The organism is Priestia sp. MDV22-iso46, assembly GCF_058629175.1.
This window is the reverse complement of record NZ_JBZVWT010000004.1, coordinates 182,581-206,056: the sequence shown is the minus strand read 5'-3', so window position 1 is coordinate 206,056 and position 23,476 is coordinate 182,581. Positions and strand designations below refer to the sequence as shown.

21 protein-coding genes are annotated in these 23,476 nt (G+C 37.1%); 14 read left to right on the top strand and 7 right to left on the bottom strand.

Annotated features, from left to right (window positions below; genetic code table 11):
• Positions 1 to 479 precede the first annotated feature (479 nt).
• From AC4NPH_RS21925 to AC4NPH_RS21915, 3 genes are all read right to left on the bottom strand, one after another.
• Positions 480 to 1,526: a C40 family peptidase gene (locus tag AC4NPH_RS21925; RefSeq protein WP_097812340.1), complete on the bottom strand. Its 1,047-nt coding sequence runs from the start codon at positions 1,524 to 1,526 to the stop codon at positions 480 to 482.
• Between the two features lie 298 nt (positions 1,527 to 1,824).
• Entirely contained in the window at positions 1,825 to 4,455 is a 2,631-nt protein-coding gene (locus AC4NPH_RS21920; protein WP_013059783.1) for a DEAD/DEAH box helicase, read from the bottom strand.
• Positions 4,448 to 6,010 carry a replication initiation protein gene (locus tag AC4NPH_RS21915; RefSeq protein ID WP_097812341.1) on the bottom strand — a complete coding sequence of 521 codons (1,563 nt, stop codon included), beginning with the start codon at positions 6,008 to 6,010 and terminating at the stop codon, positions 4,448 to 4,450. Before AC4NPH_RS21915 ends, AC4NPH_RS21920 begins: the two co-directional genes overlap by 8 nt.
• Positions 6,011 to 6,251: 241 nt before the next feature.
• Here AC4NPH_RS21915 and galU point away from each other — a divergent pair, with 241 nt between their 5' ends.
• From galU to AC4NPH_RS21900, 3 genes are all read left to right on the top strand, one after another.
• Positions 6,252 to 7,136, top strand: coding sequence for a UTP--glucose-1-phosphate uridylyltransferase GalU (galU, locus tag AC4NPH_RS21910; RefSeq protein WP_063670704.1), 885 nt, complete (start codon positions 6,252 to 6,254; stop codon positions 7,134 to 7,136).
• A gap of 245 nt (positions 7,137 to 7,381) precedes the next feature.
• Positions 7,382 to 8,665 (top strand): nucleotide sugar dehydrogenase, encoded by a 1,284-nt coding sequence (locus AC4NPH_RS21905; protein WP_013059780.1) that lies wholly within the window; start codon positions 7,382 to 7,384, stop codon positions 8,663 to 8,665.
• 66 nt (positions 8,666 to 8,731) lie between these two features.
• Positions 8,732 to 9,439 (top strand): WecB/TagA/CpsF family glycosyltransferase, encoded by a 708-nt coding sequence (locus tag AC4NPH_RS21900; RefSeq protein WP_013059779.1) that lies wholly within the window; start codon positions 8,732 to 8,734, stop codon positions 9,437 to 9,439.
• A gap of 36 nt (positions 9,440 to 9,475) precedes the next feature.
• Here the strand turns inward: AC4NPH_RS21900 and floT are convergent, their stop codons facing one another.
• Together floT and AC4NPH_RS21890 are read right to left on the bottom strand one after the other, a co-directional pair.
• A complete protein-coding gene (gene floT, locus AC4NPH_RS21895) occupies positions 9,476 to 11,005 on the bottom strand; it encodes a flotillin lipid rafts scaffold protein FloT (protein WP_013059778.1) in 1,530 nt (509 codons plus the stop codon).
• Between the two features lie 20 nt (positions 11,006 to 11,025).
• Positions 11,026 to 11,559 carry an NfeD family membrane protein gene (locus AC4NPH_RS21890; protein ID WP_013059777.1) on the bottom strand — a complete coding sequence of 178 codons (534 nt, stop codon included), beginning with the start codon at positions 11,557 to 11,559 and terminating at the stop codon, positions 11,026 to 11,028.
• Between the two features lie 629 nt (positions 11,560 to 12,188).
• Between AC4NPH_RS21890 and AC4NPH_RS21885 the strand changes: the two genes are divergently transcribed.
• The gene (locus AC4NPH_RS21885) at positions 12,189 to 13,241 is read left to right on the top strand and encodes a glycosyltransferase family 4 protein (RefSeq protein ID WP_013059776.1); all 1,053 of its coding nucleotides are present in this window, start codon (positions 12,189 to 12,191) and stop codon (positions 13,239 to 13,241) included.
• Between the two features lie 38 nt (positions 13,242 to 13,279).
• Here AC4NPH_RS21885 and AC4NPH_RS21880 read toward each other — a convergent pair whose 3' ends face one another.
• Positions 13,280 to 14,278 (bottom strand): LCP family protein, encoded by a 999-nt coding sequence (locus tag AC4NPH_RS21880; RefSeq protein ID WP_097812342.1) that lies wholly within the window; start codon positions 14,276 to 14,278, stop codon positions 13,280 to 13,282.
• A 196-nt stretch (positions 14,279 to 14,474) separates the two neighbouring features.
• Positions 14,475 to 15,110 carry a YigZ family protein gene (locus AC4NPH_RS21875; RefSeq protein ID WP_029319369.1) on the bottom strand — a complete coding sequence of 212 codons (636 nt, stop codon included), beginning with the start codon at positions 15,108 to 15,110 and terminating at the stop codon, positions 14,475 to 14,477.
• Positions 15,111 to 15,549: 439 nt separating this feature from the next.
• On the opposite strand from AC4NPH_RS21875, the gene AC4NPH_RS21870 reads away from it, so the two are divergent.
• The 10 genes from AC4NPH_RS21870 (at position 15,550) to AC4NPH_RS21825 (ending at position 23,470) form a co-directional block, all read left to right on the top strand.
• Positions 15,550 to 16,698, top strand: coding sequence for a sensor histidine kinase (locus tag AC4NPH_RS21870; protein WP_013059773.1), 1,149 nt, complete (start codon positions 15,550 to 15,552; stop codon positions 16,696 to 16,698).
• Between the two features lie 77 nt (positions 16,699 to 16,775).
• Complete coding sequence (locus AC4NPH_RS21865) at positions 16,776 to 17,459, top strand: response regulator (protein ID WP_013059772.1); 684 nt, start codon at positions 16,776 to 16,778, stop codon at positions 17,457 to 17,459.
• A 422-nt stretch (positions 17,460 to 17,881) separates the two neighbouring features.
• A complete protein-coding gene (gene fliS / locus AC4NPH_RS21860; RefSeq protein ID WP_098196961.1) occupies positions 17,882 to 18,313 on the top strand; it encodes a flagellar export chaperone FliS in 432 nt (143 codons plus the stop codon).
• Positions 18,314 to 18,432: 119 nt separating this feature from the next.
• On the top strand, positions 18,433 to 18,870 hold the full coding sequence (locus AC4NPH_RS21855; protein ID WP_013059770.1) for a YaaR family protein: 438 nt from the start codon (positions 18,433 to 18,435) through the stop codon (positions 18,868 to 18,870).
• 106 nt (positions 18,871 to 18,976) lie between these two features.
• Complete coding sequence (locus tag AC4NPH_RS21850; protein WP_098196941.1) at positions 18,977 to 19,822, top strand: DegV family protein; 846 nt, start codon at positions 18,977 to 18,979, stop codon at positions 19,820 to 19,822.
• Positions 19,823 to 19,900: 78 nt separating this feature from the next.
• Positions 19,901 to 21,409, top strand: a complete 1,509-nt coding sequence (locus tag AC4NPH_RS21845) for an ATP-dependent helicase ComFA (RefSeq protein ID WP_491938924.1) — start codon at positions 19,901 to 19,903, stop codon at positions 21,407 to 21,409.
• 95 nt (positions 21,410 to 21,504) lie between these two features.
• Positions 21,505 to 22,098: a ComF family protein gene (locus AC4NPH_RS21840; RefSeq protein ID WP_231101679.1), complete on the top strand. Its 594-nt coding sequence runs from the start codon at positions 21,505 to 21,507 to the stop codon at positions 22,096 to 22,098.
• 61 nt (positions 22,099 to 22,159) lie between these two features.
• Complete coding sequence (locus AC4NPH_RS21835; RefSeq protein WP_013059766.1) at positions 22,160 to 22,573, top strand: TIGR03826 family flagellar region protein; 414 nt, start codon at positions 22,160 to 22,162, stop codon at positions 22,571 to 22,573.
• Positions 22,574 to 22,732: 159 nt separating this feature from the next.
• Complete coding sequence (gene flgM, locus AC4NPH_RS21830) at positions 22,733 to 22,987, top strand: flagellar biosynthesis anti-sigma factor FlgM (RefSeq protein ID WP_029319359.1); 255 nt, start codon at positions 22,733 to 22,735, stop codon at positions 22,985 to 22,987.
• A gap of 21 nt (positions 22,988 to 23,008) precedes the next feature.
• Positions 23,009 to 23,470: a flagellar protein FlgN gene (locus AC4NPH_RS21825; RefSeq protein WP_223269021.1), complete on the top strand. Its 462-nt coding sequence runs from the start codon at positions 23,009 to 23,011 to the stop codon at positions 23,468 to 23,470.
• The last annotated feature ends 6 nt before the right edge of the window (positions 23,471 to 23,476 follow it).

The window sequence follows — 23,476 nt, the reverse complement described above, 5'->3', positions numbered from 1 at the left end:
ATCATAATAGAAGATAGATCCTTTTTAAGAGCAAGGCTCTTTCTATGTTCTCAAGAGAGAAAACTAAAGTATTCACTACCCCCGAACTATTCCTCTATTTCAGCCGTTAAATCATTTAACGGTTTTTTTGCTGTATATAAGAGGTTGAGACATAACTGAATTAATGCAATCTAAAGACAAACAAATGGGGTGAGCTAGTATGGATCACTTGTTACACTACTGTTGATTTCCGTGCAAGGATTCGCTTTCCGCGGACGGCCGATGAGCCTCCTCGTCACTTGCGCGCGGTCTCATCTATTCTGCTTTTCTCGCAGGAGTCTTCGCTTTGCCCTCCGCTCAACAGCTAGAAGAACCTACATATATGAAACCTACGTCCACCCTACCAATGAAAAAATCCGAACGAGTTTGATTCTCCATCAAGAATCAAACTCGTTCGGATCTTCCTCCAATTAAAATACTTTTGTTTCAGCTTCTATCAATTATTTAGAAAATCTTTTTGCCCCTAAGTAGCGCTTGCTCCAGTAGCTGTTATCTAAGCTTGCGATGGTTACACCCGTAGAAGATCCAGCATGAATAAATTGACGATTACCAAGGTAAATGCCCATATGTGTAGGACCGCTAGAATATGTATTAAAAAACACTAAGTCTCCAGGCTGTGGATTACTGACGGGTGTTGATACACTCCAATAACCAGCCGTCGTATAGCGCGTTGTAGAAATTTGTTGTTTCATTACGTAATAAATGAATCCGCTGCAGTCAAAACCAGAAGGAGTTGTGCCACCCCATTTGTAAGGAACACCTATATAACGTTTTGCATCTGAAATCATTTGCGATACATTTAATGTTCCGCTAGAAGTTGAAGGTGTGGATGTACTTGGTTTTGTTGTTGGCGTAGTTGTTTGGCTGCTTTTTGATACCTTTAATTGTTGATTTACATAAATCGTATTAGACGTTAATCCGTTTATTTGTTTTAGCTCACTGACGCTCATGTGAAATGTCGAAGCTATTTTAGATAGGCTATCTCCACGCTGAACTTTGTAAGTTCCGTTTGCATCCTTAGAAGGAGTTTCTGCTGGTTTACTCGTAGTTGGAGTCGATGCGCTATTGCTTCCATTTACTTTTAACGTTTGGTTAATATAAATAATGTTAGAAGAAAGAGCATTCAAACGTTTTAATTCTTCTACGTTCATATTAAAACGAGTAGCAACTTTCCAAAGGGTATCGCCGCTTTGAACTTTATAGGTCGAACCAGTAGCAGGAGCTGAAGGCTTTTCTTCCTTATTAGATGGTTGAGAGGTTGAAGCGGAAGGAATCGATAACGTTTGTCCTATGTGAATTGTATTTGAAGATAACTTATTTACGCTTTTTAAAGCTTCTACCGTTGTATGGTATTTGGTAGATAATGACCAAAGTGTATCTCCAGCTTTCACTTGAACAGTTGAAGCAGATGCTTCAGCTGAAGCTTGATATAAGAATGTCCCGCCAACAATGGCGCCTAGAGATAAAGCGAGCTGCCTTTTTTTCATTAATAAATCCCCCTAATTATGTAAATGTTTCGTGTTTATTTTTCCAATATGTCTATTAAATTACAAAAATATTATATGTATAAATATGCTGGAATTTAAAGAGAAAGTAAAGGGTCTTTTTCGCTATAAAAATACCTTTTTATTCAAAAAACGCTATTTATTGCGCTTTTTGTATCTTTATCAGTAGCTGGAGAATGATTTGCACTTATTTTTTTTGTGTCGAATGATCTAATAAAAAAAGAGGACAAGTAAAAAAGTCCTCTTTTTAGTAACGTTGTAACACATTTTATAATTTTTCTTATTCATTTCTGTATGCAAGAAGCTCTTGTAGTTCTTTATTAGAAAGTTCTGTTACCCATTGATCTCCTTGGATGAGTTCATTGTTTAGATGTTGTTTTTGATTCATCACTTCATCAATTTTTTCTTCAATCGTTCCTCTTGTAATAAACTTATGAACATGAACAAATTTATTCTGCCCAATTCGATGGGCGCGATCGGTTGCTTGGTTTTCAACGGCAGGGTTCCACCATCGGTCAAAATGAATAACGTGATTTGCAGCTGTTAAATTCAATCCAGTTCCACCTGCGCGAAGAGAAAGGATAAAGATGGCTTTTTTCCTTGCTTGAAATTGAGCAACCATCGCATCTCGTTGTTCTTTTGACAAACTTCCGTGAAGGAATAAAACCGGCTCGTTGATTTCTTTTTCTAAGGTTCTTTGCAGCATGAGTCCTGTTTCAATATACTGAGTAAAGATTAAACAGCTTTCTTGCTGTGTGCGAATGCTCTCTACGAGTTCAATAATTTTTTCACTTTTATGAGATCGCCGTACCGTTTGTTTAGCTGCACTTTCCTTTAAGTACAAAGCTGGATGATTGCATAATAATTTTAGCTTATTTAGTGTTTGCAAAATCATGCCTTTTCGTTCAAATCCTGTTTTTTCCTCTGTTTCTTGAAGCATTCCTTGAACTAGCTCTTGGTAAAGTGAAGCTTGTTCCGCTGTCAGCGGGATATATTCTTTTTGTTCTTGTTTATCAGGCAGTGAGCGGGCGATGTTTTTATCTTGTTTTGTTCTTCTCAATAAGAAAGGCTGAATGAGTGCTTTAAGCTCAACAGTTCGTTCAGGTTTCTCGCCTTTTTCAATGCCTGCTACAAATCGGTTTTTAAATGAATTGATTGTTCCTAAGTAACCAGGATTGATGAATTCAAATAATGACCATAGTTCCAGCAGACGGTTTTCAATTGGAGTTCCAGTAAGCGCAATTTTGTGTCTTCCTTGCAGCTGACGGATGGCTCTCGCCTGTTTAGTCTGCGGGTTTTTAACATGTTGTGCTTCGTCTAAGGAAATGCTGTTCCACATAAACCCTTTCAACAATTCGACATCCAAAAGAGCAACTTGATAAGTCGTGATCACAACGTCAGTACTTTCACATATCTTCTCAAATGCGTATCCGTTGGTTCTTTTCGGCCCGTAATGAACATGAACACGAAGAGAAGGGGCAAATTTCTGTAATTCTTTTTCCCAGTTTCCAATTAAAGAAGTTGGGCAAACGATAAGAGAAGGAGAGCTATGTAACTGATGAATATTTGTTAAATAACCAATTAATTGAATGGTTTTACCTAGCCCCATGTCATCTGCTAGACATCCTCCTAAGTTAAACTTTCTCAAAAACATGAGCCAATTCAAACCTTGCTGCTGATAAGGTCTTAATGCACCTTTAAATTCAGAGGGAGGCAGCACTTCCGGCAGCCGTTCTAAATCCGTTAAGGATGTAATAAATGATTGAAAGGAAGCGGGGAGTTGGAACTCAACTTTTACCTCTTCTTCATCGGTTTTACTGTCTGCCATGTAGGTTAGCTTCGTTTTTAAAATTTCATGAATTGAGACGCCTTTTTTACTAGCTTCTTTAACAATTTTCTGCGCTTGTTTAATTAATCTAGAATCCAGTTGAATCCACTGTCCGTTAATAGATAATAATCGGCGTTTTTGTTCGACTAATTTCCGAAACTCTTCTTCTGAGAAAGTTTGATCGCCAATAGAAAATGACCAGCGGAAGCTGCTGATTGCTTGCTTACCAAACAATGCAGATGAAGTATTTTCTATAGCGCCAGATACTTTGATGGTGGCTTTTTTTAATGATTCCCACCAGCTTGGCAAATGGATAGAGACACCTTGTTTAATCAATGCTGCACTATCTTGAGTTAGAAATTCCCATACTTCCTCATCTGTTAGGACAGACTGAATAAACGCGCCTTTTTGGTATAAAGTAGGAGCCAATGCTTTCCATCGTTCGTGTTCGTAAGCGATATATGATTCGTAGTGGTTCCACTCTTTAGGAAGCGTTCTTCCCAGTATAAAAGGTTCTTTGGCTTCATCGTGGGGAATCACGAATGTTTCAGCCATCCATACATCTCCATCGGTCGTTGGCTCTACAATACGCAATGAAAGGTCAAAGGGAGGATTATAGCTCTCGCCTTCTATGCTTATTAAAAAGTCCTTTCCTTCTTTTTTTAACAGGCTCTCTTTAATTTGTGCTCGCCACTCTTGCTCATCAGCTTGTGAAAGCGATCCAGTCATTTGTTTTTTTAAAGGAAGAGAATGAAATTTCCCTTGGATAATCCTCTTTGTCATATCGACTGCAATTTGCTGATAAGCTTCCGCTGAAGCGGACAAAGCCGGTTTCAACACATGCTGTTGAATAGGTAGTTGTATGAAAGTGAACATTTGCCATGCAGAAAGAAGAATTCCTTTTTTTCCATTAATCTCAACCTGTGTAGCTTCGCTTCCGTAATAGGTCTGTTCATGCCATAGAAACAGCGCATCTTTCCATGTATCAGGGAGCAAAATTTGGCCGCTAGGTGATACACAGTAGAGAAAAAAGTCACCGTGTACAGGTTCGACTTCAAGTGTTAAATGAAACAAATCAAACATTCAGTAAATCTCCTTTTTCTAATAGTTGTTGAAACGCGCGCTGTTTCTTCGTTTTTATCGCTAATTCTTCCATATAATGTTCCCATAGTAGAGAGCGATTCATTTGTAGATAAAGTCTCTTTAATTCTTGTAAGTAGATATAGGCTTCTTGATAACTGCTTTTCTTTTTTTCATAAATCAGCTTTGAAATCATTTGATGATAAAGAGGAATAACCAGCTTTTCATCTTTTTGTTTTAAGGCTTCTATCGTTTGCTCGTCATATTTGATGCTGTCATATTGAAGAAGCACCTGTAATTCAACCCACTTTTTCAATTGGTCAGAAGCATATAGAAAATCACTGTATTCAATAAAACTATAGGGAAGTAATGTTTGTAATGCTTCAGTATACAAAGTTTGATCGTTCGTTAAGTCTTTATAGTGCTGAAATAAATTTACAATCATGGAGACCATGTTTCGGCTTCCTTGATAAGTAGTCGGAACGGTGCGTACATAATCTCCTATATAGGCCATTATATAAGAGCCCCACTGAGCAAAGCGGTCAGTTTCTTTTTCGTGCAATAAATCATTTAACCAAGGAATAAGATAGGGAATCATTTGTAGTGTTTCATCGCTCAAACGTTCTTTTGCTTCGCCATCTTTTTCTTGAAGGAATAAAAGATAGGAAAGAGCTGTATTGTTTATAAAAGAAACGTGCTTGGCTTTTAATTCGCTTTCCTCAGTTTTTCGCCACTTTTCTAACGTGAAGACTTTTTGCCAAATAACGCGATAAATCTCAATACGTTCGTATTGTAAAGGCATATCTTTATGCAATAATTCTCGGATGTATGGAATGCTGTCCTCTATAATAGATAATGCATCTCCATCGTATTTCGTTTGCTTTAATGAATCAGCGGTAGCATAAATTTCATTTGTTATTTTGTAGACGTGACTATATACAAATGATTCCTCGATGTTAGTAGAAAGCTGCTGTGCCTGTAATTGAGCTGATAGTTTATAGAATGTATGGACCGCTCCATACATACAAAATAAAGCATAAAGCAATGGGTGCTCAGGAGCCTTTTTCACTAAAGCACGGTAATAGTACTGATAATATTCGTGATAAATGGAACGGTCATTTTCGTTCCGCCCCTGCATAAAAAGCGTATACTGCTCCTCAAAAGTTTGTCTCCACTCTTGAAAAGTTGCCTTCGGCTTTTTTAACACTTGTTTGGCAGATAGCATAGTCAAAGCTGCTTTTTCCTGATTTCGCCATTCTTTGAATAGGGGCGCAAGCGGTTCTATTAATGAATACATATAAAAAAACGCTGCAAAGCAGTGTTCACAAAATCCGTTATGCTGACAAGAACAGGTACTTTCAGGGAGCAGCTGCTTGTTTAGTTCAACATAAAACGAATCGATTTTAACGTTTAATATCTGTTCATCATTGTGCAAAATGAAGAATGAATGGGTACGGTAAAGGTCTAATCCTGCTTGGGCATTCGTACGATAGCGTGCATCACTGTACGGGAAATGATGTATAAATTGGTGCTGTAAGTGATCTGAAAACGAACTCATAATCCCATTCCTTTCTATACATAAGTGGAGCATAAAATTATATTTATAAGTGATTAATTTTCTTTTCATTATAAATGATAAAAATAGAATTATACAAAATCTTTTGTTATGATAAAGCAGAATCCAACATGACTCTTTATAAAAAGAAATGGACTCAACATGACTTTGTGTACATACTCAATCGCAGACTTACTATACTATAACCAATAAGCACGATTGACATTGACAGGAGGAAAAGTAAGTGAAAATTCGTAAAGCTATTATTCCAGCAGCTGGATTAGGGACACGCTTTTTGCCGGCTACAAAAGCACAGCCTAAAGAAATGCTGCCAATTGTAGATAAACCAACGATTCAATACATTGTGGAAGAAGCAGTAGCATCAGGTATTGAAGATATTTTAATTGTAAGCGGTCGCGGAAAACGAGCAATCGAAGATCATTTTGATAAATCATATGAGTTAGAAGAAACATTAGCCGCAAAGGAAAAGTGGGACATGCTCGAAGAAGTGCAGGGGATTTCGAATTTGGCTAATGTTCACTACATTCGTCAAAAGGAACCCAAAGGATTAGGTCATGCCATTCACTGTGCAAGAAGTTTTATCGGAGATGAACCTTTTGCTGTTATGCTAGGCGATGATGTAGTTCAATCAGAAACACCTTGTTTGAAACAGTTAATGGACGTATACGAAAAATATGAATGCGCTGTAGTTGGTGTACAGGAGGTGCCTAGGAAAGAAACTTCAAAGTACGGAATTGTAGGTCCTAAAGGAGAGCCTCTTGAAAAAGGATTATTAGACGTAGAAACGCTCGTTGAAAAACCGAATCCAGAAGAGGCCCCTTCAGGCTATGCAATTATGGGGCGCTATATTTTAACACCGGAAATTTTTGATATTTTAAGTAAAGAAGAGATTGGCGCAGGAGGAGAAATTCAATTAACAGATGCTATTTTACGTCTGAATGAATTTCAACGTGTTCTTGCTTATTATTTCGAAGGAAAACGTTATGATGTTGGAGATAAATTTGGATTCATTAAAGCAACAATTGATTTAGCTCTGCAAAGAGAACCGCTGCGAGAAGAGTTAGTGAGCTATTTTAGAGAAATTGTCGAAAAAGAAGGGCATATGTAAAATATATTTACTAGGGGAACTATTGGGAATCAAGGAGATTTTCAATAGTTCTTTTGGGTTAGAGATCGTTGTACAAAAGATGGTTATATCGTTTATTGATGAATTCTCATAAAATGTTACATAATAATAAGTAAAAGAAATTATTTCATGTTTTTATATAAATGCTATCATGAAATGACATTTTTCGATATAATATCAGATAGGTTTTATTTATTAAGCATGTCATATAAAGGAGATTTTCTGCAATGACAAAGAAATTGTGTGTAGTTGGTTTAGGATATATAGGTTTACCGACAGCTGTTATGTTTGCCAATCACGGCTTATATGTACATGGTGTCGACGTAAATGAAAAAGCAGTAGAATTAATTAAAAATAAGCAACTTCATATAGAAGAAAACGGCTTACAAGAACGTTTAGAATCAGCAGTTGACAACGGCCACTTCACGGTAGGCACAACAGCTGAAGAGGCGGATATTTTTATTATTGCTGTACCATCACCAATTAATGAAGATAAAACGGCAAACTTGAACTATGTTCGAGAAGCGACAAAATCGATTGTTCCTTACGTTCGTAAAGGAAATTTAGTAATTTTAGAATCCACAGTTCCTCCGCGTACAGTAGAAGACGTTATGCTACCTGTGCTAAAAGAAACTGGTTTAGAATTAGGCAGTGAGTTATTTGTTTCTCATTCACCTGAACGCGTTATTCCAGGAAAAGTATTTGAAGAACTAGTAAATAATGACCGTATTGTCGGTGGTATTAACGAAGAATCTAGTCGTTTGACTGTTGAGCTTTATAAAACATTTGTAAAAGGAAATATTCACGTAACGGATGCTACAACAGCTGAAATGGTGAAAGTAATCGAAAACACATATCGTGATGTGAACATTGCGTTTGCAAATGAGCTGGCAAAAATCAGTGAAAAAATTGGTGTAAATGCGTGGGAAGCGATTAAGTTAGCGAACTATCATCCACGTGTAAACATTCATTTACCAGGTCCTGGTGTAGGCGGCCACTGTATTGCTGTTGACCCTTGGTTCTTAACGGAGCTTCAGCCAGAACTGGCAAAAATTATTTCTCTTTCTCGTCATACAAATGATTCAATGCCTGAATATACAGCATTGAAAACGAAAAGCCTACTAGATGAAAAGGGCATTCAACATGGACGTGTAGCTGTTTTAGGTTTAGCTTTTAAAGGAAATATTGACGATATGCGTGAAAGTCCATCAACAGATGTACTTCATCATTTAGAAAAGCTGGGCGTTGATTACACAGCATTTGATCCTCATATCAAAGAGAATAAAATCGAACGTCAGACGCAAAGTTTGGATGAAGCTGTTGCACATGCGGATGTGATTCTTATTTTAACAGATCATAATGAGTTCAAAGAGCTTCTTCCATCAGCTGTTGAAAATCACATGCGTACAAAAGTTATTTTTGATACGAAAAACTGCATTCAGCGTGATCAATGGAAAGCAGCAGGCTTTGACGTAGTGTTACTTGGTGATTCAAAAGTTTCTACTTTATAAAAAGACGGGCTGAACAGCCTGTCTTTCGTTTGTAAAAAACTAAAAAATCAACATACGGGTGATTTAATGAAGGAAAACATCTTAGGAATAGACGTTTGTAGCGACACGTACGATGAGCTAGCGGTAAAGTTACTTCAGGATATAGATAAAGGCCGAAAATCATTTATTGTAGCAATCAACCCTGAAAAAATTATGAAAGCACAAGAAGACAGGGAATTAAAGTCACTATTAAATCAAGCGACTTATCAAATTCCAGATGGAATCGGTGTGATTTTAGCTTCAAAGCTCAAAAAGGGACGTATTCGTGAGCGTGTAACGGGTATTGATATGATGCTGAAGCTGTGTAAAGAAGCAACGAATAACGGTAAAAGAATTTTTTTATACGGAGCCAAGCCTGGAATTGCAGATGAAGCCAAAGCTAAGTTGGAAGAGATGTTTCCAGGGATTTTAATTGTTGGAACATTAAATGGCTACGAAAAAAATGAAGAAGTCATTGAACGTACGATTAATGATTCAGGAGCAGAAATTGTTTTTGTGGCTTTAGGCAGTCCAGCCCAAGAAAATTGGATTATTGCTCATAAAGAGAAACTTAATCCTTCTGTTTATCAAGGCGTAGGGGGCTCGTTCGATGTTATTTCAGGACGATTGAACCGAGCACCTGCTGTTTTTCAAAAGTTTGGTTTAGAGTGGCTTTATCGACTGTTAAAAGAACCATGGAGATGGAAGCGTCAGTTAGAATTACCTAGGTTTCTTCTCCGAGTGTTAAGAGGTTAAAAAAGCATGCGGATTATGTCCGCATGCTTTTTATTTTTAGATATCTTCTTTCTTGTTTTGTTGCTTGATTTCATCCGTTAGTTCGTGCAAGCTTTGTCGCACATTTCCTTTTCCAGAAAAGTTTTCAATCAATTCCTTCACATCTATACCTGAGGATGCTTTCAGCGATTCTTGAAGAGAAGACATTAAGTTTGTTGCATAGCCAGTCACTTTATTAGCTCCGCTGTTTTCACCGTTGCTTCCTGTATCCACAACCGTAATTTTGTCGATATTTGCTAAAGGACTTGCAACTTGTTTTGCATATTCAGGAAGCATCTTGATAATCATATCTAAAATAGCCGCTTGACCGAACTGCTCGAATGCTTCAGCTACTTTTTGTTTAGCTTCTGCTTCAGCTAAACCTTTTAAGCGGATAATCTCAGCTTCAGATTCACCTTGGGCACGCTGAGCTTCAGCTTTTGCTAAACCATCAATTCGAACGCGTTCAGCTTCAGCTTTAGCCATTGCTTCAATTCGATATTTGTTGGCGTCTGCTTCAGCAAGCTGTTTTGCTTTTTCAGCTTCTGCGGATTGCTCAACAGAGTAACGATCTGCATCTGCTTTCTTTTTTACTTCAGAATCGTATTGACGCTCACGACGAAGAATTTCTTTTTCTTCTAATTCAATTTGTTTCTGACGTTCAATAATGCGGATTTGCATTTCTTGTTCTGTTACATCTTGTTTCGCGCGAGCTGTTTCTAGATCATATGCCTGGTCAGCACGAGCTTTGGCAATATCTTGTTCGCGACGGTATTCAGCGGTTTTTAACTGATTCATTTTTTCAGCTTCCGCGATTTCTGTATTTCGCTCAAGTTCCGCTTTTTGGGCATCTTTATGAGCCTCAGCACGCTTGATTCTTGTTTCTTTTTCAGCTTCCGCTGTTGCGATGTCAGCATCTCGCTTAACTTGAGCAATACGAGGTTTCCCTAGAGATTCTAGATAGCCGTTCTTATCCCGAACGTCTTTAATTGTAAACGATACAATAATTAACCCCATTTTAGCTAGATCTTGTGAAGCTACGCGCTGTACTTCTTGAGAGAATTTTTCACGGTTTTTGTAAATTTCTTCTACCGTCATAGAACCAAGAATCGAGCGAAGGTGACCTTCTAAGACTTCTCTAGCTTCGGTTTCACGATCTTCTTTTGCTTTGCCTAAAAACTGCTCAGCGGCCGTTGCAATTTCTGAAATAGAACCTCCAATTTTGATGATTGATACCCCATCAGCCATAACAGGAACACCTTGTTCTGTATATACTTCAGGTGTAGATACTTCCAGTTTGCTTGACAGCAAGCTCAGAGGCTCAGCCTGCTGAAAAACTGGCAGCACAAACGTACCGCCGCCGCGAACAATTTTAATGCGGTTTCCGGATTCATCGATGTGCACGTTTTTGTTTCCCAGATAGCTTCCTGTTACAATTAACGCTTCATCTGGACCTGCTGTACGGTATTTTGTAATAAATACGGCAATCAGCGCAATTAATAAAAAAACAACAATTCCAACGACAACTAATATAGGTGTTGAAAACATAAAACTCCCCCTAATACTATTTATAATGAGTGATTGGTCATAACTTCTTCATAAATCACAACGAGTGCGTTGCCCCTTTGTATATCTACAACAAGCACTTTGCTGCCTAAAGGTATAGCAGTGTTTTTAAAGCTGGCTGCGGGTTTGGAGATAGTGCCGCTAACACCTTCGATAAATACTTCTCCATAACCATCTGCAGGAACGGAAGTAATAATGGTACCAAGTCTTCCTTTTAACGAATCTTCAGTAAAAGCAAGAGACTCTTCAGCCGATGATAAAGGAATCAATACAAAAACGTTGAGCAAAATAACGAGTAGAAGGGCAATAAGAGCGGAAATCGAAATAATCCAATAATTTTGCAATGACGTATAGGTGAACAAATATCCACTGGCACTAAAGAATGTTAAAAAAGAAAAAAGAAGAGTGGGGTTAAAAAAAGGTATCGCTTCAGATAATCCATCTAACAAATCGCTAAATAAAATGTATAAGAAGGTGAGACTTCCGCAGATAATTAATCCATACAAATACACTGTTTGAACAGATAGACCGAACATAGTTCATTCAACACCCCCTTTATGTAAGATGATTGATGCTGTTCCTACTATGTATTACGAACCGTATCGAAAAAAGTTTCATTTTTTTGATAAAATTCCTTTTTTTGTTTAATTTCATCTCTATCCATTTCACTATATTTTAACTTTTAAATGATATAAGATAAGGACAACGATTCAGTGAATGTAGTTTGAAATAGTGGACATGCATAGGTCAAAAGTTTGTTCATATAATGAGTGGGGCCATGTGAAATAAAAATAAAGGTTTAAATATGCTTAATAAAAAGGAAAAAGAGTTAGAGATGACGAATAAATTAGACGAAAAGGGGGGAGTTCGCTTATATTTTCATAAAGTATAGTAAAGAAAATGTTCTACATAAAATAACCACATAAGAATAAAGTAAATCAGCTGTTTATACACCAAAAAATACAGTTCTTTTCTATTGATAGTTTGTAAATGTGCTAATTTTTGAGAATAAATTTCTATTTAAGTAGTAGAATCATTGTGATATAATCCATTTTGGGAATAAGTAAGTAATTATTGTTATACACAATTTGAAATACTATCCAATTATATAAAGTTGGATACATTTTTTATGGTTTTGGTTAACATAAACCTGAGGAGGGTCTCCATGCTATATTTGACCTTGTTTATTTGTTTTATTACATCTATTCTGATCACTCCGCTGGTTAAGAAGCTGGCGTTTAAAATAGGTGCAACGGATAAACCAAATCAACGAAAAGTTCATCAAAAAATTATGCCTCGCCTTGGAGGTTTGGCGATATTTTTTAGTTTTCTTATTGGATACCTCGTTTTACAGCCTGACAGTAAATATGCGCTGCCGATTTTAATCGGAAGCATCATTATCATCATTACCGGTGTCTTAGATGATATGATTGAGCTATCCGCTAAAATCAAATTAGGCGGTCAGCTAGTAGCGACATTAATTGTTGTTGTATACGGTGGAGTCCAAATTGACTTCATTAACTTGCCGTTTGGCGGAAAATTAGAATTCGGAATGTTAAGTATTCCAATTACGGTATTATGGATTGTAGGAATTACCAATGCTATTAATTTAATTGATGGATTGGATGGATTAGCTGCCGGCGTTTCCTCTATTGTATTGATTACCATCTCGGGTATGGCTATTATGATGGGCAATGTATTTGTGACAAGCATGGGTTTCATCGTATTGGGAAGTACGCTCGGATTTTTGTTTTACAACTTTCACCCCGCTAAGATTTTTATGGGCGATACAGGAGCACTGTTTTTAGGCTATATGATTTCTGTATTGTCTCTGTTAGGATTTAAAAATGTAGCGGTTATTTCCTTCATTGTTCCAGTTATTATTTTAGGGGTACCAATTTCAGATACGTTCTTTGCTATTATTCGCCGAATCGTAAAAAATCAACCGCTATCGGCTCCTGATAAATCTCATTTGCATCATTGCTTGTTGCGCTTAGGGTACAGCCATAGACAAACGGTTTTAATTATTTATGGAATGAGTGCGATATTTGGTTTAGCGGCAGTTATCTTCTCAAAGGTACAAACAATGTGGGGGTCTTTTCTTGTACTAGCTATCCTCCTTGTAGCCATTGAAATTATTGTTGAAAAGATAGGACTAGTTGATAAGACATATAGGCCAATTCTTAACATGGTTCGTGGACTTCGTTTAAAAAATTAATTAAAAAGACCTCTTGGATATCCAAGAGGTCTTTTTAATTATTCTGTTGTATCTGAAATTGATTCAATGCCTAAATGCTTGCGGAGCTTTTCACTTACTTTTTCCACTGAATCATTGTCTAGTTTAAAGTAATACACGCCGTTAATTTTTTCATCGCTACCGTCTAAGTTAATGGTTTCGATGTCTACTTTTTTCGAAGCATAATCATAAAACGAAAGCATTTCACCGAACATTAAATTCGTTTTCATATTATCGCCAACAGCTTCGATAAGATTTCCATATTTATTTAGTGATCCAATGGAAGCAGCTTTTTTAATCATGGCTTCAATCAACTGCTGTTGTCTTTTTCCTCGCTCAATATCGTTGTCTTGTTTTCGTGTTCGAGCAACAGCTAACGCTTCTTCGCCATTTAAATGTTGATTTCCTGGTTTTAAGACAATAGCATTATGACGATCTTTTGAGTCCTTTTCACTCATCGCATAAGGTACATCAAAATCGATTCCCCCAAGTGAGTCTACAATGTCTGTGAAAGCTTTAAAATTCACTTTAACATAGTAATCAACAGGGACATTAAACAGCTGTTCTACCGTTTCTACAGTTGCTTTTGGACCTCCGTAAGCATGTGCATGAGTAATTTTATCTTTTCTGTTCACTTCAGGTATATAAACCCGCGAATCTCGAGGTATGCTTACAAGCTTTACGGTTTTATTGGTTTCGTTAAAGGTCGCCAAAATTAAAGCATCCGTACGGGCTGATTTTCCGAATTTCCTGGTTTCACTATCATCTACGCCCATAAATAAAATAGATATATCATCTTTTTTGGGATCGATTTTACGATCACGCATAGGAGAATTATCGCGATCTCCAAGTCCTTCATAAGAATCAGAAGCTACTGTTTTAGCTTTAACAAATAAATAAGAGCCATAAGCGGTTGCAGAAAGCCCTAAAATAAGGATAGGTAACAGAAAAAATGTAAAAAGCCTTCGTTTTCTTTTCCGTTTGTTTACTCTTTTTTGAAAACGTCTATATTGAGCCATACGGTTTCTCCTTTTATTCGTATATTCGAACACTTATTGTGACACTTAGTATGTGTTATAAATTGGAATGTATGAATCAAACTCGTCAAAGCTATGCATCTGTACGAGGTTTTTTACTCATTGACAAGTAGCGCAACCATCAGAATAGTTGCGCTATTTATCAATTGTACAATGTTTTTTAATAAGAGTAAATAATTCATTCTACATCTTCTTCTAAATAGGTAGTCTCACCTGCTCGAATGTTTGCTTGGCCGTTTGTTAGCTCGGTCATCCATTCAGTAAATGCTTCTGTTTGAGCTTCCTCTACAAATGTTTCAATCTCTACCATATCTGCGTAGTGGATTTCTTTTAATAGATAAACGGAACTGCGAAGCTCATTTTCTAATTTTCCAAGCCATGTATAGTCGACGGTTGTATGCATAACCGCCATGAGAGTTCGTTTGACTGTACCTAGTTCATTTAACGCTTCGGAAACGGATTTTCCATACGCGCGCACCAAGCCACCTGCGCCCAATTTAATGCCTCCGAAATAGCGCGTAACGACGACCACGGTATCTTTTAAGCCTCTTTTTTTGAGCACTTCTAACATTGGTACGCCTGCTGTTCCACTTGGTTCTCCATCATCGTTTGCTTTTTGAAATTGATCTCGTTCTCCAATTAGGTAAGCTGAACAGTTATGAGTAGCATTCCAGTGCTGTTTTTTAATGTCTTGGATAAATTGCTGAGCTTCTTCCTCAGTTGTTACACGTTTCATATGACAAATGAATCTAGATTTTTGAATAGTGATTTCATGTGAACCTTCTTGTTTTACGGTATAATATTGTGATAACAATCAAAAAATCCTCCTTAGCGTTATAAATAGAAGAAAAACGGGTATTTACGTACTGTTTACTTGCTATTAGTATAAAATGTTTATGAAAAGACATCAATTAATCAAATTCAACATCACTTGAACAAGCTATACAGAATATACGTTATAATAAAAGAGTGTGCAGGCTTGTATAGCTAAATAATGAAATGGTTTAAACAGGCAGTTAGTCACTGTTGAAGAGTGAGCGTAAATGGTAATCTATTCAAATAACGCGAGTCAAGCGTCGATTGATGTCGAGTTTGAGGGTACTAAAAACAACCGTTACTTTTTGGATATAAAAAGTCAGATAGGGAGAAAATATGGATCTTATCCTCACAATTCAGATAGGTCATACGAATACTATATATAGCATGAACGTATAGACATTTCTCCGAATGTGAGTATAGTTTGGGGTGAGTAAATGTCGAAACATAAATTAACAAGCAAGGCACTTGATGAAATTTTCGAGAAGATTATTGGCACAGTGGGAGATAGTAAAAATGAAGTCTATCGCCTTTCTGAAGATGCCAGACAAGAATATCAGCAAATAAAAGAAGAGTTAGAAGTGTTAAAAGGGAAAGTTCTTGAGACGATAGAGCAAGGCGATAAATTGGAAACTCAGGCAAGGTTGGCTCGAAAGCGTTTGTCTGATGTGAGCCGACATTTTCAAATTTATTCAGAGCCTGAAGTAAAAGACGCTTATGAAAAAGCACACGAATTACAAACCAAGCTGCTGATGAATCAGCAAAGCGAATATCAGCTGCGTAATCGTCGAGATGAACTAGAAAGACGCTTGCTTACATTAGAAGAAACGATTAAACGTGCAGATCACCTAGTAGGTCAAATTTCCGTTGTGTTAAATTATTTAACAAGTGATTTAAAACAAGTAGGGGAAATAGTAGAAGATGCCATTCAAAAAGAGTATTTTGGCTTTCGGATTATTGAAGCTCAGGAAGAGGAACGGAAACGTTTGTCAAGAGAGATTCATGACGGCCCAGCTCAAATGCTTGCAAATGTTATGATGAGATCGGAATTAATTGACCGAATTTACCGGGAACGTAGTGCAAAAGAAGCAATGGAAGAAATTCGAGATTTACGAAAAATGGTTCGTTCTGCCCTATACGAAGTGCGTCGAATTATATATGATTTAAGACCGATGGCACTTGACGACTTAGGTCTAATTCCGACGCTGCGTAAATATCTTGATACAATCGAAGATTATAACGAAGGCAAGCCTCGGATTACGTTTATTTCCATTGGACAAGAGAAGCGAACTGCTTCAAAATTAGAAGTAGCACTGTTTCGTTTAGTGCAAGAAGCTGTAACGAACGCATTAAAACATGCAGACGCGACGGAAATCCAAGTGAAGATAGAGTTCAACAATGAACACGCTATTTTGCTTGTCAAAGATGACGGCTGCGGTTTTAATCAAGAAGAGAAAAAAGAGAATTCGTTCGGCTTAATAGGAATGAAAGAGCGTGTTGATTTGTTAGATGGGACTATTTCTGTTCATTCGAAAATTAACCAAGGCACGCTTGTTATGATTAAAGTACCGATTATAGCCGCTTAAAAAGGCAGAGATATGTATATAAATAGGGGTCAATATAGAGTAAAACATTTGTTGTTCGATTTGGGGAGGAATCAAACATGCAGACAAGAATTATCATAATCGACGATCACCAATTATTCCGTGAAGGAGTAAAAAGAATTTTAGATTTCGAAAAAGATTTTGAAGTAGTTGCAGAAGGTGACGACGGTAGCGAAGTTATTGACCTTGTAGAAGAACATCAACCTGATGTTGTAATCATGGATATTAACATGCCGGCTGTAAATGGTGTAGAAGCTACGAAAAAGCTTGTAGAAGTAAATCCGGACGCTAAAGTTATTATTTTATCTATCCATGATGATGAGACATATGTAACTCATGCCTTACAAACAGGTGCACGAGGCTATCTGCTAAAAGAAATGGATGCGGATGCGTTAATTGAGGCGGTGAAAGTAGTTGCAGAAGGTGGTTCATATTTACACCCTAAGGTAACGCATAGTTTAGTAAAAGAGTACCGTCGACTAGCAGCTCAAGGACAATCGTCTTCTTATCCACACGAACCAATTGAGATTCGCCGTCCACTACATTTGTTAACACGTCGTGAGTGCGAAGTGCTACAACTGTTAGCTGATGGTAAAAGTAACCGAGGAATCGGAGAAGCATTATATATTAGTGAAAAAACCGTTAAAAACCATGTGAGTAATATTTTGCAAAAAATGAATGTAAATGATCGTACTCAAGCTGTTGTTGTGGCAATCAAAAATGGTTGGGTAGAAGTAAGATAAGTTCAAAAGTCCGATATACCACTAGGTATATCGGACTTTTTTTTTCTTTTTATAACTTTTTTTGAAATTGTAGGTAAAAAGTCATGTTTAATGAGAGAGGAAAACAACCGATAAGTTAAGGGGAGAAAATATCTTTTAGGAAGGCAAAGGATGATACCTTTACACATTTACTCGTCCTTTAACTTCGTTTAAGCATAAAGGGAATCTTAAGGATCCTACAACCTTCGACGAAAGCATCCATACCTCAAAACAATGTCCATCAAGTTGATGCATGCTCTTGTAAAAAAAGTCTTTAATACATTCAGATACATATGAGGTCGTAGAAGAATTTATTCAAACCTCAACTGGTGTCCTTTAAAAAATTTAAAAGTTAGCTTTTAGTGAAATAAATAGAAAACTGATTTAAAGAAGACAAGAAGGTGATGAAGCTGAATTTTATAACGGAAGAATTAATCTATCATAAATCTCCGCAAGAGCTAACAGCTATGATATATGAAAAATTTATTCAAAATATTGATGAAGCTGTTATAGCAATTCAACACAGCGATTATTTTACAGCGAATGAAAAAATTAAACAGTGCAACGATATTTTATATCGGCTAGGAATTGGCTTAGCATATCAAGCAGGTATCATTGCAGAGCAGTTAGATACCCTATACAACTATATGTCTGAGCGATTAATTAGGGCTAATTTAAAAAAAGATACATTTATTTTATGTGAAGTTCAACAAATGATGAAGAAGCTTTCTAACGCTTGGAATGAAGTGTTAAAAGCGACGCCTAAAGTTACCTCTTCGCTCCGAAAAAACAAGCTGTCTTCTTATGAACAGCACATAAGTATCATTCTTAGCTAAAGGATAATCATCATATCCACGCATCAGATGCCTCTCGAAACTTTCAGCTAATCAAGCTAGCACATCTAAAAGTCTAAATTGAATGGAGTGTATACTAACAGAGAAAGGAGAGATACATAGTGGAGGTACAGCGAATTAACAGTCTTTCTTCTTCCATGAATCTCATTAGAGAAAAAGAAGTAAGTGGTTCGGTTTCATTTACAGGAGTAATGGCCAAGAAACAAAAAGAACTAACCTATGAACATTTAACTCAAGTGATAAATAAAATTGAAGAACAGGGAAAGCAGTTAGTGAAAAGTCAAACTATTGATTCTTTGCGGAAATACAAGACGCTTGTGAAGCAGTTTATGAACGAAGTGGTTAAAAATGGCTTTGAACTTCATGAAGAAAGAGGATTTAATCATAGAGGAACGACTAAAGTATATAAGTTAGTGAAAGAAGTGGATACGAAACTAGTTGACTTGACAAATGATATCCTTCAAAAAGAAAAAGACAGTTTAAATTTACTCAAGCGGGTTGGAGAAATTCAAGGTTTGTTAATTAATATGTATACGTGAGGGAGCTTTTACTAATAGGTAAACCTCTCGTTACATGCATTTTAATCCTAAATGTTGTAGAATAGAGTGAAATTATTTTATATAACAAAGGATGGATCCCTATCTTATGAAAACAGCAATTATTACAGATAGTACCGCCTATATATCAGAGGAAATTCGATCAAACTATCATATACATATGGTGCCGCTAAGCGTTATTTTCGGTGAAGAAACATATCGTGAAGAAGTAGATATGACTGCAGATCAATATTTTGAAAAAATTAAAGAAGCAAAAAATCTTCCAACCACTTCTCAGCCTGCTATCGGAGAATTTGTAGAGTTGTTTGAACAGTTAAAACGAGATCAATTCGATGCTGCTATCGTTATTACGTTATCTAGTGGAATTAGCGGAACGTATCAGGGTGCTTTGACGGCAGGTAGCATGGTAGAAGACTTTGACGTGCACGTATTTGATTCAGAAATCAGCTGTATGGTTCAAGGCTTTTATGCGATTGAAGGAGCCGAGATGGTCCAATCAAATAAACATCCTGACGAAATCATTGCGCGTTTTGAAGAGATGAAACTATCAATGCGTGCGTATTTTATGGTAGATGATTTATCTCACTTGCAGCGTGGAGGTCGTCTAAATGCTGCTCAGGCTATTATTGGAAGTCTGCTTCAAGTAAAGCCCGTGCTCCATTTTGAATCTAAAAAAATTGTTCCGTTTGAAAAAATTCGTACGCGTAAACGAGCATTAAAACGAATTACCGAGCTTCTTGATGAGGATGCAAAAGAAAACGTACCTATGAAGGCTGTAGTTATTCATTCTAATCGTGAAAATGAAGCAAAAGAAATTCAACGAGAGTTAGAACAAGAATATCCTCATATTGAATGGAGCCTTTCTTATTTTGGCGCTGTCATTGGCACACATTTAGGTGAAGGTGCCATCGGTATAGGCTGGTATAAAAAGTAATCGAAAACCAAATCATTTGATTTGGTTTTTTGCAGGAAAAAACACCTTTTTTTGCGTATATAGATGTGTACGATAAACATGGAAAGGAATGAAGATATGCTTTTTACTGTTAAACAAGAATTGCTAAATCCCGTTCAAGTACCTAGCCCAGCTGCTTTTCCTCTCTCAAAAATCGATACGTGGAGAACTCCACCTTTAAATCCTTCATACCCCTACTCTTTAGATCTTCAGCGTTCTCTAAGCGGAAAGCAACTTCTACTAACTCAGACTCCCTATCCTTTATCTCTCATTCATGAACATTATCTAAACGGATATATTTCCTATCAAAAAGCACTTACCCAGAAAGAAAACGGATATAAATGCAACCGGTGTGGAAGTGATAGCCCCTTTTATTTTGCTTCATTTCCATGCAGTAGATGTCACCAGGAGTGCTACTATTGCCGAGCGTGTATTGTAATGGGGAAAGTAAGTGAGTGCACACCTTTTATAAACTGGGAAGGACCAACAAGTAATGTCCTGCCAAAAAGCAGCGTGATGAATTGGAAAGGAATGCTGTCTAAAGCTCAAGAACGTGCTTCAAATGAACTCATTCAAGCTATAAAAAAGGATGAAGAGCTGTTAATTTGGGCTGTTTGCGGAGCAGGAAAAACGGAAATTTTATTTAAAGGTATTGAAGCAGCATTGAACAGCGGAAAGAAAGTCTGTATTGCTACTCCAAGAACAGATGTAGTTATTGAGTTAAAGCCAAGAATTCAATCGGCATTTCCGGATATGTCTGTGCTGGCTATGTATGGAGGCAGCGAAGACCGTTTTCATGAATCCTCTCTTATTATTTCCACCACTCATCAACTTCTGCATTATTATCAAGCATTCGATGTGCTGATTATTGACGAAGTAGATGCATTCCCGTATTCGACAGAGCCTATGCTGCACTATGCTGTTGCAAAAGCAGCTAAACACGCTGCATCAAAGATTTATTTAACAGCGACTCCAAATGAATCATTAAAAAAAGACGTTGAGCAAGGGAAAAAACAAGTAGTTAAAATTCCAGCCCGCTATCACCGAATGCTTATTCCTGTTCCTCGGTTTGAATGGTGTGGCAATTGGAAGAAAAAAATGAAAACAGATACTTTGCCTGCTAATGTTGAGAAATGGCTGAAAAAAAGAATAAATGAAGGGAAACAATGCTTTATCTTCGTCCCGCAAATTAAGTGGATTGCTCCGATCACAGACATGATTCGGAAGCTAACCGAAAAGGTAGACGGTGTCCATGCTGAAGATTCCCAGCGGAAAGAAAAAGTAATGAAATTTAGAGAAGGGCAGCTAGTTATTTTAGTAACGACAACAATATTAGAGCGAGGCGTAACGGTTCCCAACATAGATGTTGCAGTATTAGGAGCAGAAGAAACGATTTTTACTGAAAGTGCTCTTGTTCAGATTTCAGGAAGAGTGGGGAGGAGTGCTCAATTTCCAACGGGAGACGTGGTCTTTTTTCATTATGGGCAGTCTCTGTCTATGCGAAAAGCAAAAGAGCATATTGAATATATGAATGCTCTAGCTTATAAGGAAGGGCTGGTTGATCGATGACAATATGTCTGATTTGTTTTGAACCTCTTGTCTCTTCTTTCGATTGGAGGTCATTGTTAAAACCTTCTTCAACGGACAGGATTTGCACTGTTTGCTTGAAAAAATGTCCCATCATCACCAGTAGCATTTGCAGGGGATGCGGCCGTTCTCTTGCAGACCTCGCTTCTTCTCATTATGAGCTAGACACATGTATGGACTGTCAGAAATGGAATGATGCTTCTTTTTTCAACCGTTCTCTTTATACGTACAATGATTTTATGCAAAGCATAATAGAACGTTTTAAATTTCAAGGAGATTATGAAATTATCCAAGCATTCAAGGAGCAGTGGTATAAGTTCTATAAAAAAGAATGTAATCCAAAAGCTATACTAGTTCCTATACCTTTAACGGACGAGAGATTATATGAGAGAGGGTTTAACCAATCTTTAGCGCTAGCTGAACTGATCAGTGACAACATAGAAATGCCTCTTGTTCGCTGTTCAGGAACAAAGCAATCAAAGAAAAATAGGCGAAGTCGGCTGGCAGAAAGGCTGGAATTTAAAGTAGTCGATTCCTCAATGGTTACGAATCAAGAATTTCTCTTGATTGATGATATTTATACAACAGGAGCAACCGTGCGCCAAGCGGCAAATTGTTTGCAGGAAGCTGGGGCACATTCAGTTCGTTCGCTCACTTTAATTCGTGCATGAAGATGTATAATTTAAAACTTTGACCGATAGTAAAATAAAAAACAAATGAGGAGTTTCGAATATGGGAACGTTAGATAATTGCAGGGAATGCGGTCATTTATTTGTAAAAAGTGGATCAATAAACATATGTAAATCATGTTTTGACAAAGAAGAAGCTCTGTTTCAACGTGTTTCTTCATTCTTGAAGAAGAGAGCAAATCGTACAGCAACGACTTACGAAGTGATGAAAGAAACGGGCGTTTCAGATTCGTTAATTTATCAATTTATTCGACAAGGTCGCTTAGTGCTAACTAATTTTCCAAATATAAGCTATCCATGCATGCAATGCAACGCTCAGATTCGAGAAGGGAAACTTTGTCATTCATGCTCTCAAGAAATTAAACATGGGTTAGAAAAGCATAATCGTGAGATGATTCGTTCAAATGAAGAGCCGACGCGTCCCACCTATCGTTCTAACGAAAGGAAAAAAGAGTGAAAGTGTGCTGAGTGTTTGAAGATTCTCTATCTATAGACCTATGTTTAAGGTGGACTGTGAAAATGGTCTCAACTTCCTTGCCGATGCTAAAGGTTTAGGCGGAAATTCCGATATAATGAATAGAGATAACGGATACAAATATAAAAAGAGGTGAGAGAGATGAAGATTAATCCATCGAACTTATTTGGAATAAATCCGTACAAAAAACAATCAGAAAAAATAGAACAGGTCTCTAAAAAGAATCCACAAGATCAGATTCATATTTCATCTGAGGCGAAGAAACTTCAGGGAAATGAACCATCTCCAGAAAGACTTGAAAAATTGGAGAAACTAAAACAGCAAATTAACAGCGGAACATACGAAATTAACGGAAAAGAAATTGCTAAAAGTATTGTAGATTTCTATAAAAAATAAAAGGACTGACATTGATTGAACGTGCAAGAAATTCAAACGATACTAGAAAAACAAGTAACGCTTCACAAAAGTTTGTCTGTTATTGTTAAAGAGAAAACGAACTTTATTATTAAACAAGATGTAAAGGCATTGACGGCTTCTTTGCAAAAAGAGCAATCTCATATAGCTGCTATTTCTGCACTGGAAACAAAACGTATAGAAGCGATGGAAAAAAGCGGACATGCTGCTCGCTCCATTGAAGAAATAGCAGGCTCATTCTCTGAGTACTCCATCTTGATACCCTTTCAAAAACAGCTAATAGATATAATTCAAGATATAAAGTATGCAAATGACTTAAACAATCAGCTGCTCACACAGTCTTTGCAGCTGATTCATACCGAACTAGACCTTCTTGTTCCATCGAAACGAGAGGATTCGTTCAATTACACAAAAACAAATAATAGATCGTTTCAGTCCAACTCTATTTTTAATTCGAAGGCATAAAGAACG

What these genes read in the sequence shown, in the direction of transcription:
- AC4NPH_RS21880 (WP_097812342.1), bottom strand. Translation starts at nt 14,278, where the DNA reads ATGGCTCAATATAGACGTTTTCAAAAAAGAGTAAACAAACGGAAAAGA.
- AC4NPH_RS21865 (WP_013059772.1), top strand. Translation starts at nt 16,776, where the DNA reads ATGCAGACAAGAATTATCATAATCGACGATCACCAATTATTCCGTGAA.
- AC4NPH_RS21850 (WP_098196941.1), top strand. Translation starts at nt 18,977, where the DNA reads ATGAAAACAGCAATTATTACAGATAGTACCGCCTATATATCAGAGGAA.
- floT (WP_013059778.1), bottom strand. Translation starts at nt 11,005, where the DNA reads ATGTTTTCAACACCTATATTAGTTGTCGTTGGAATTGTTGTTTTTTTA.
- AC4NPH_RS21845 (WP_491938924.1), top strand. Translation starts at nt 19,901, where the DNA reads ATGGAAAGGAATGAAGATATGCTTTTTACTGTTAAACAAGAATTGCTA.
- AC4NPH_RS21885 (WP_013059776.1), top strand. Translation starts at nt 12,189, where the DNA reads ATGCTATATTTGACCTTGTTTATTTGTTTTATTACATCTATTCTGATC.
- AC4NPH_RS21905 (WP_013059780.1), top strand. Translation starts at nt 7,382, where the DNA reads ATGACAAAGAAATTGTGTGTAGTTGGTTTAGGATATATAGGTTTACCG.
- AC4NPH_RS21900 (WP_013059779.1), top strand. Translation starts at nt 8,732, where the DNA reads ATGAAGGAAAACATCTTAGGAATAGACGTTTGTAGCGACACGTACGAT.
- flgM (WP_029319359.1), top strand. Translation starts at nt 22,733, where the DNA reads ATGAAGATTAATCCATCGAACTTATTTGGAATAAATCCGTACAAAAAA.
- AC4NPH_RS21925 (WP_097812340.1), bottom strand. Translation starts at nt 1,526, where the DNA reads ATGAAAAAAAGGCAGCTCGCTTTATCTCTAGGCGCCATTGTTGGCGGG.
- AC4NPH_RS21915 (WP_097812341.1), bottom strand. Translation starts at nt 6,010, where the DNA reads ATGAGTTCGTTTTCAGATCACTTACAGCACCAATTTATACATCATTTC.
- fliS (WP_098196961.1), top strand. Translation starts at nt 17,882, where the DNA reads ATGAAGCTGAATTTTATAACGGAAGAATTAATCTATCATAAATCTCCG.
- AC4NPH_RS21835 (WP_013059766.1), top strand. Translation starts at nt 22,160, where the DNA reads ATGGGAACGTTAGATAATTGCAGGGAATGCGGTCATTTATTTGTAAAA.
- AC4NPH_RS21870 (WP_013059773.1), top strand. Translation starts at nt 15,550, where the DNA reads ATGTCGAAACATAAATTAACAAGCAAGGCACTTGATGAAATTTTCGAG.
- AC4NPH_RS21920 (WP_013059783.1), bottom strand. Translation starts at nt 4,455, where the DNA reads ATGTTTGATTTGTTTCATTTAACACTTGAAGTCGAACCTGTACACGGT.
- AC4NPH_RS21890 (WP_013059777.1), bottom strand. Translation starts at nt 11,559, where the DNA reads ATGTTCGGTCTATCTGTTCAAACAGTGTATTTGTATGGATTAATTATC.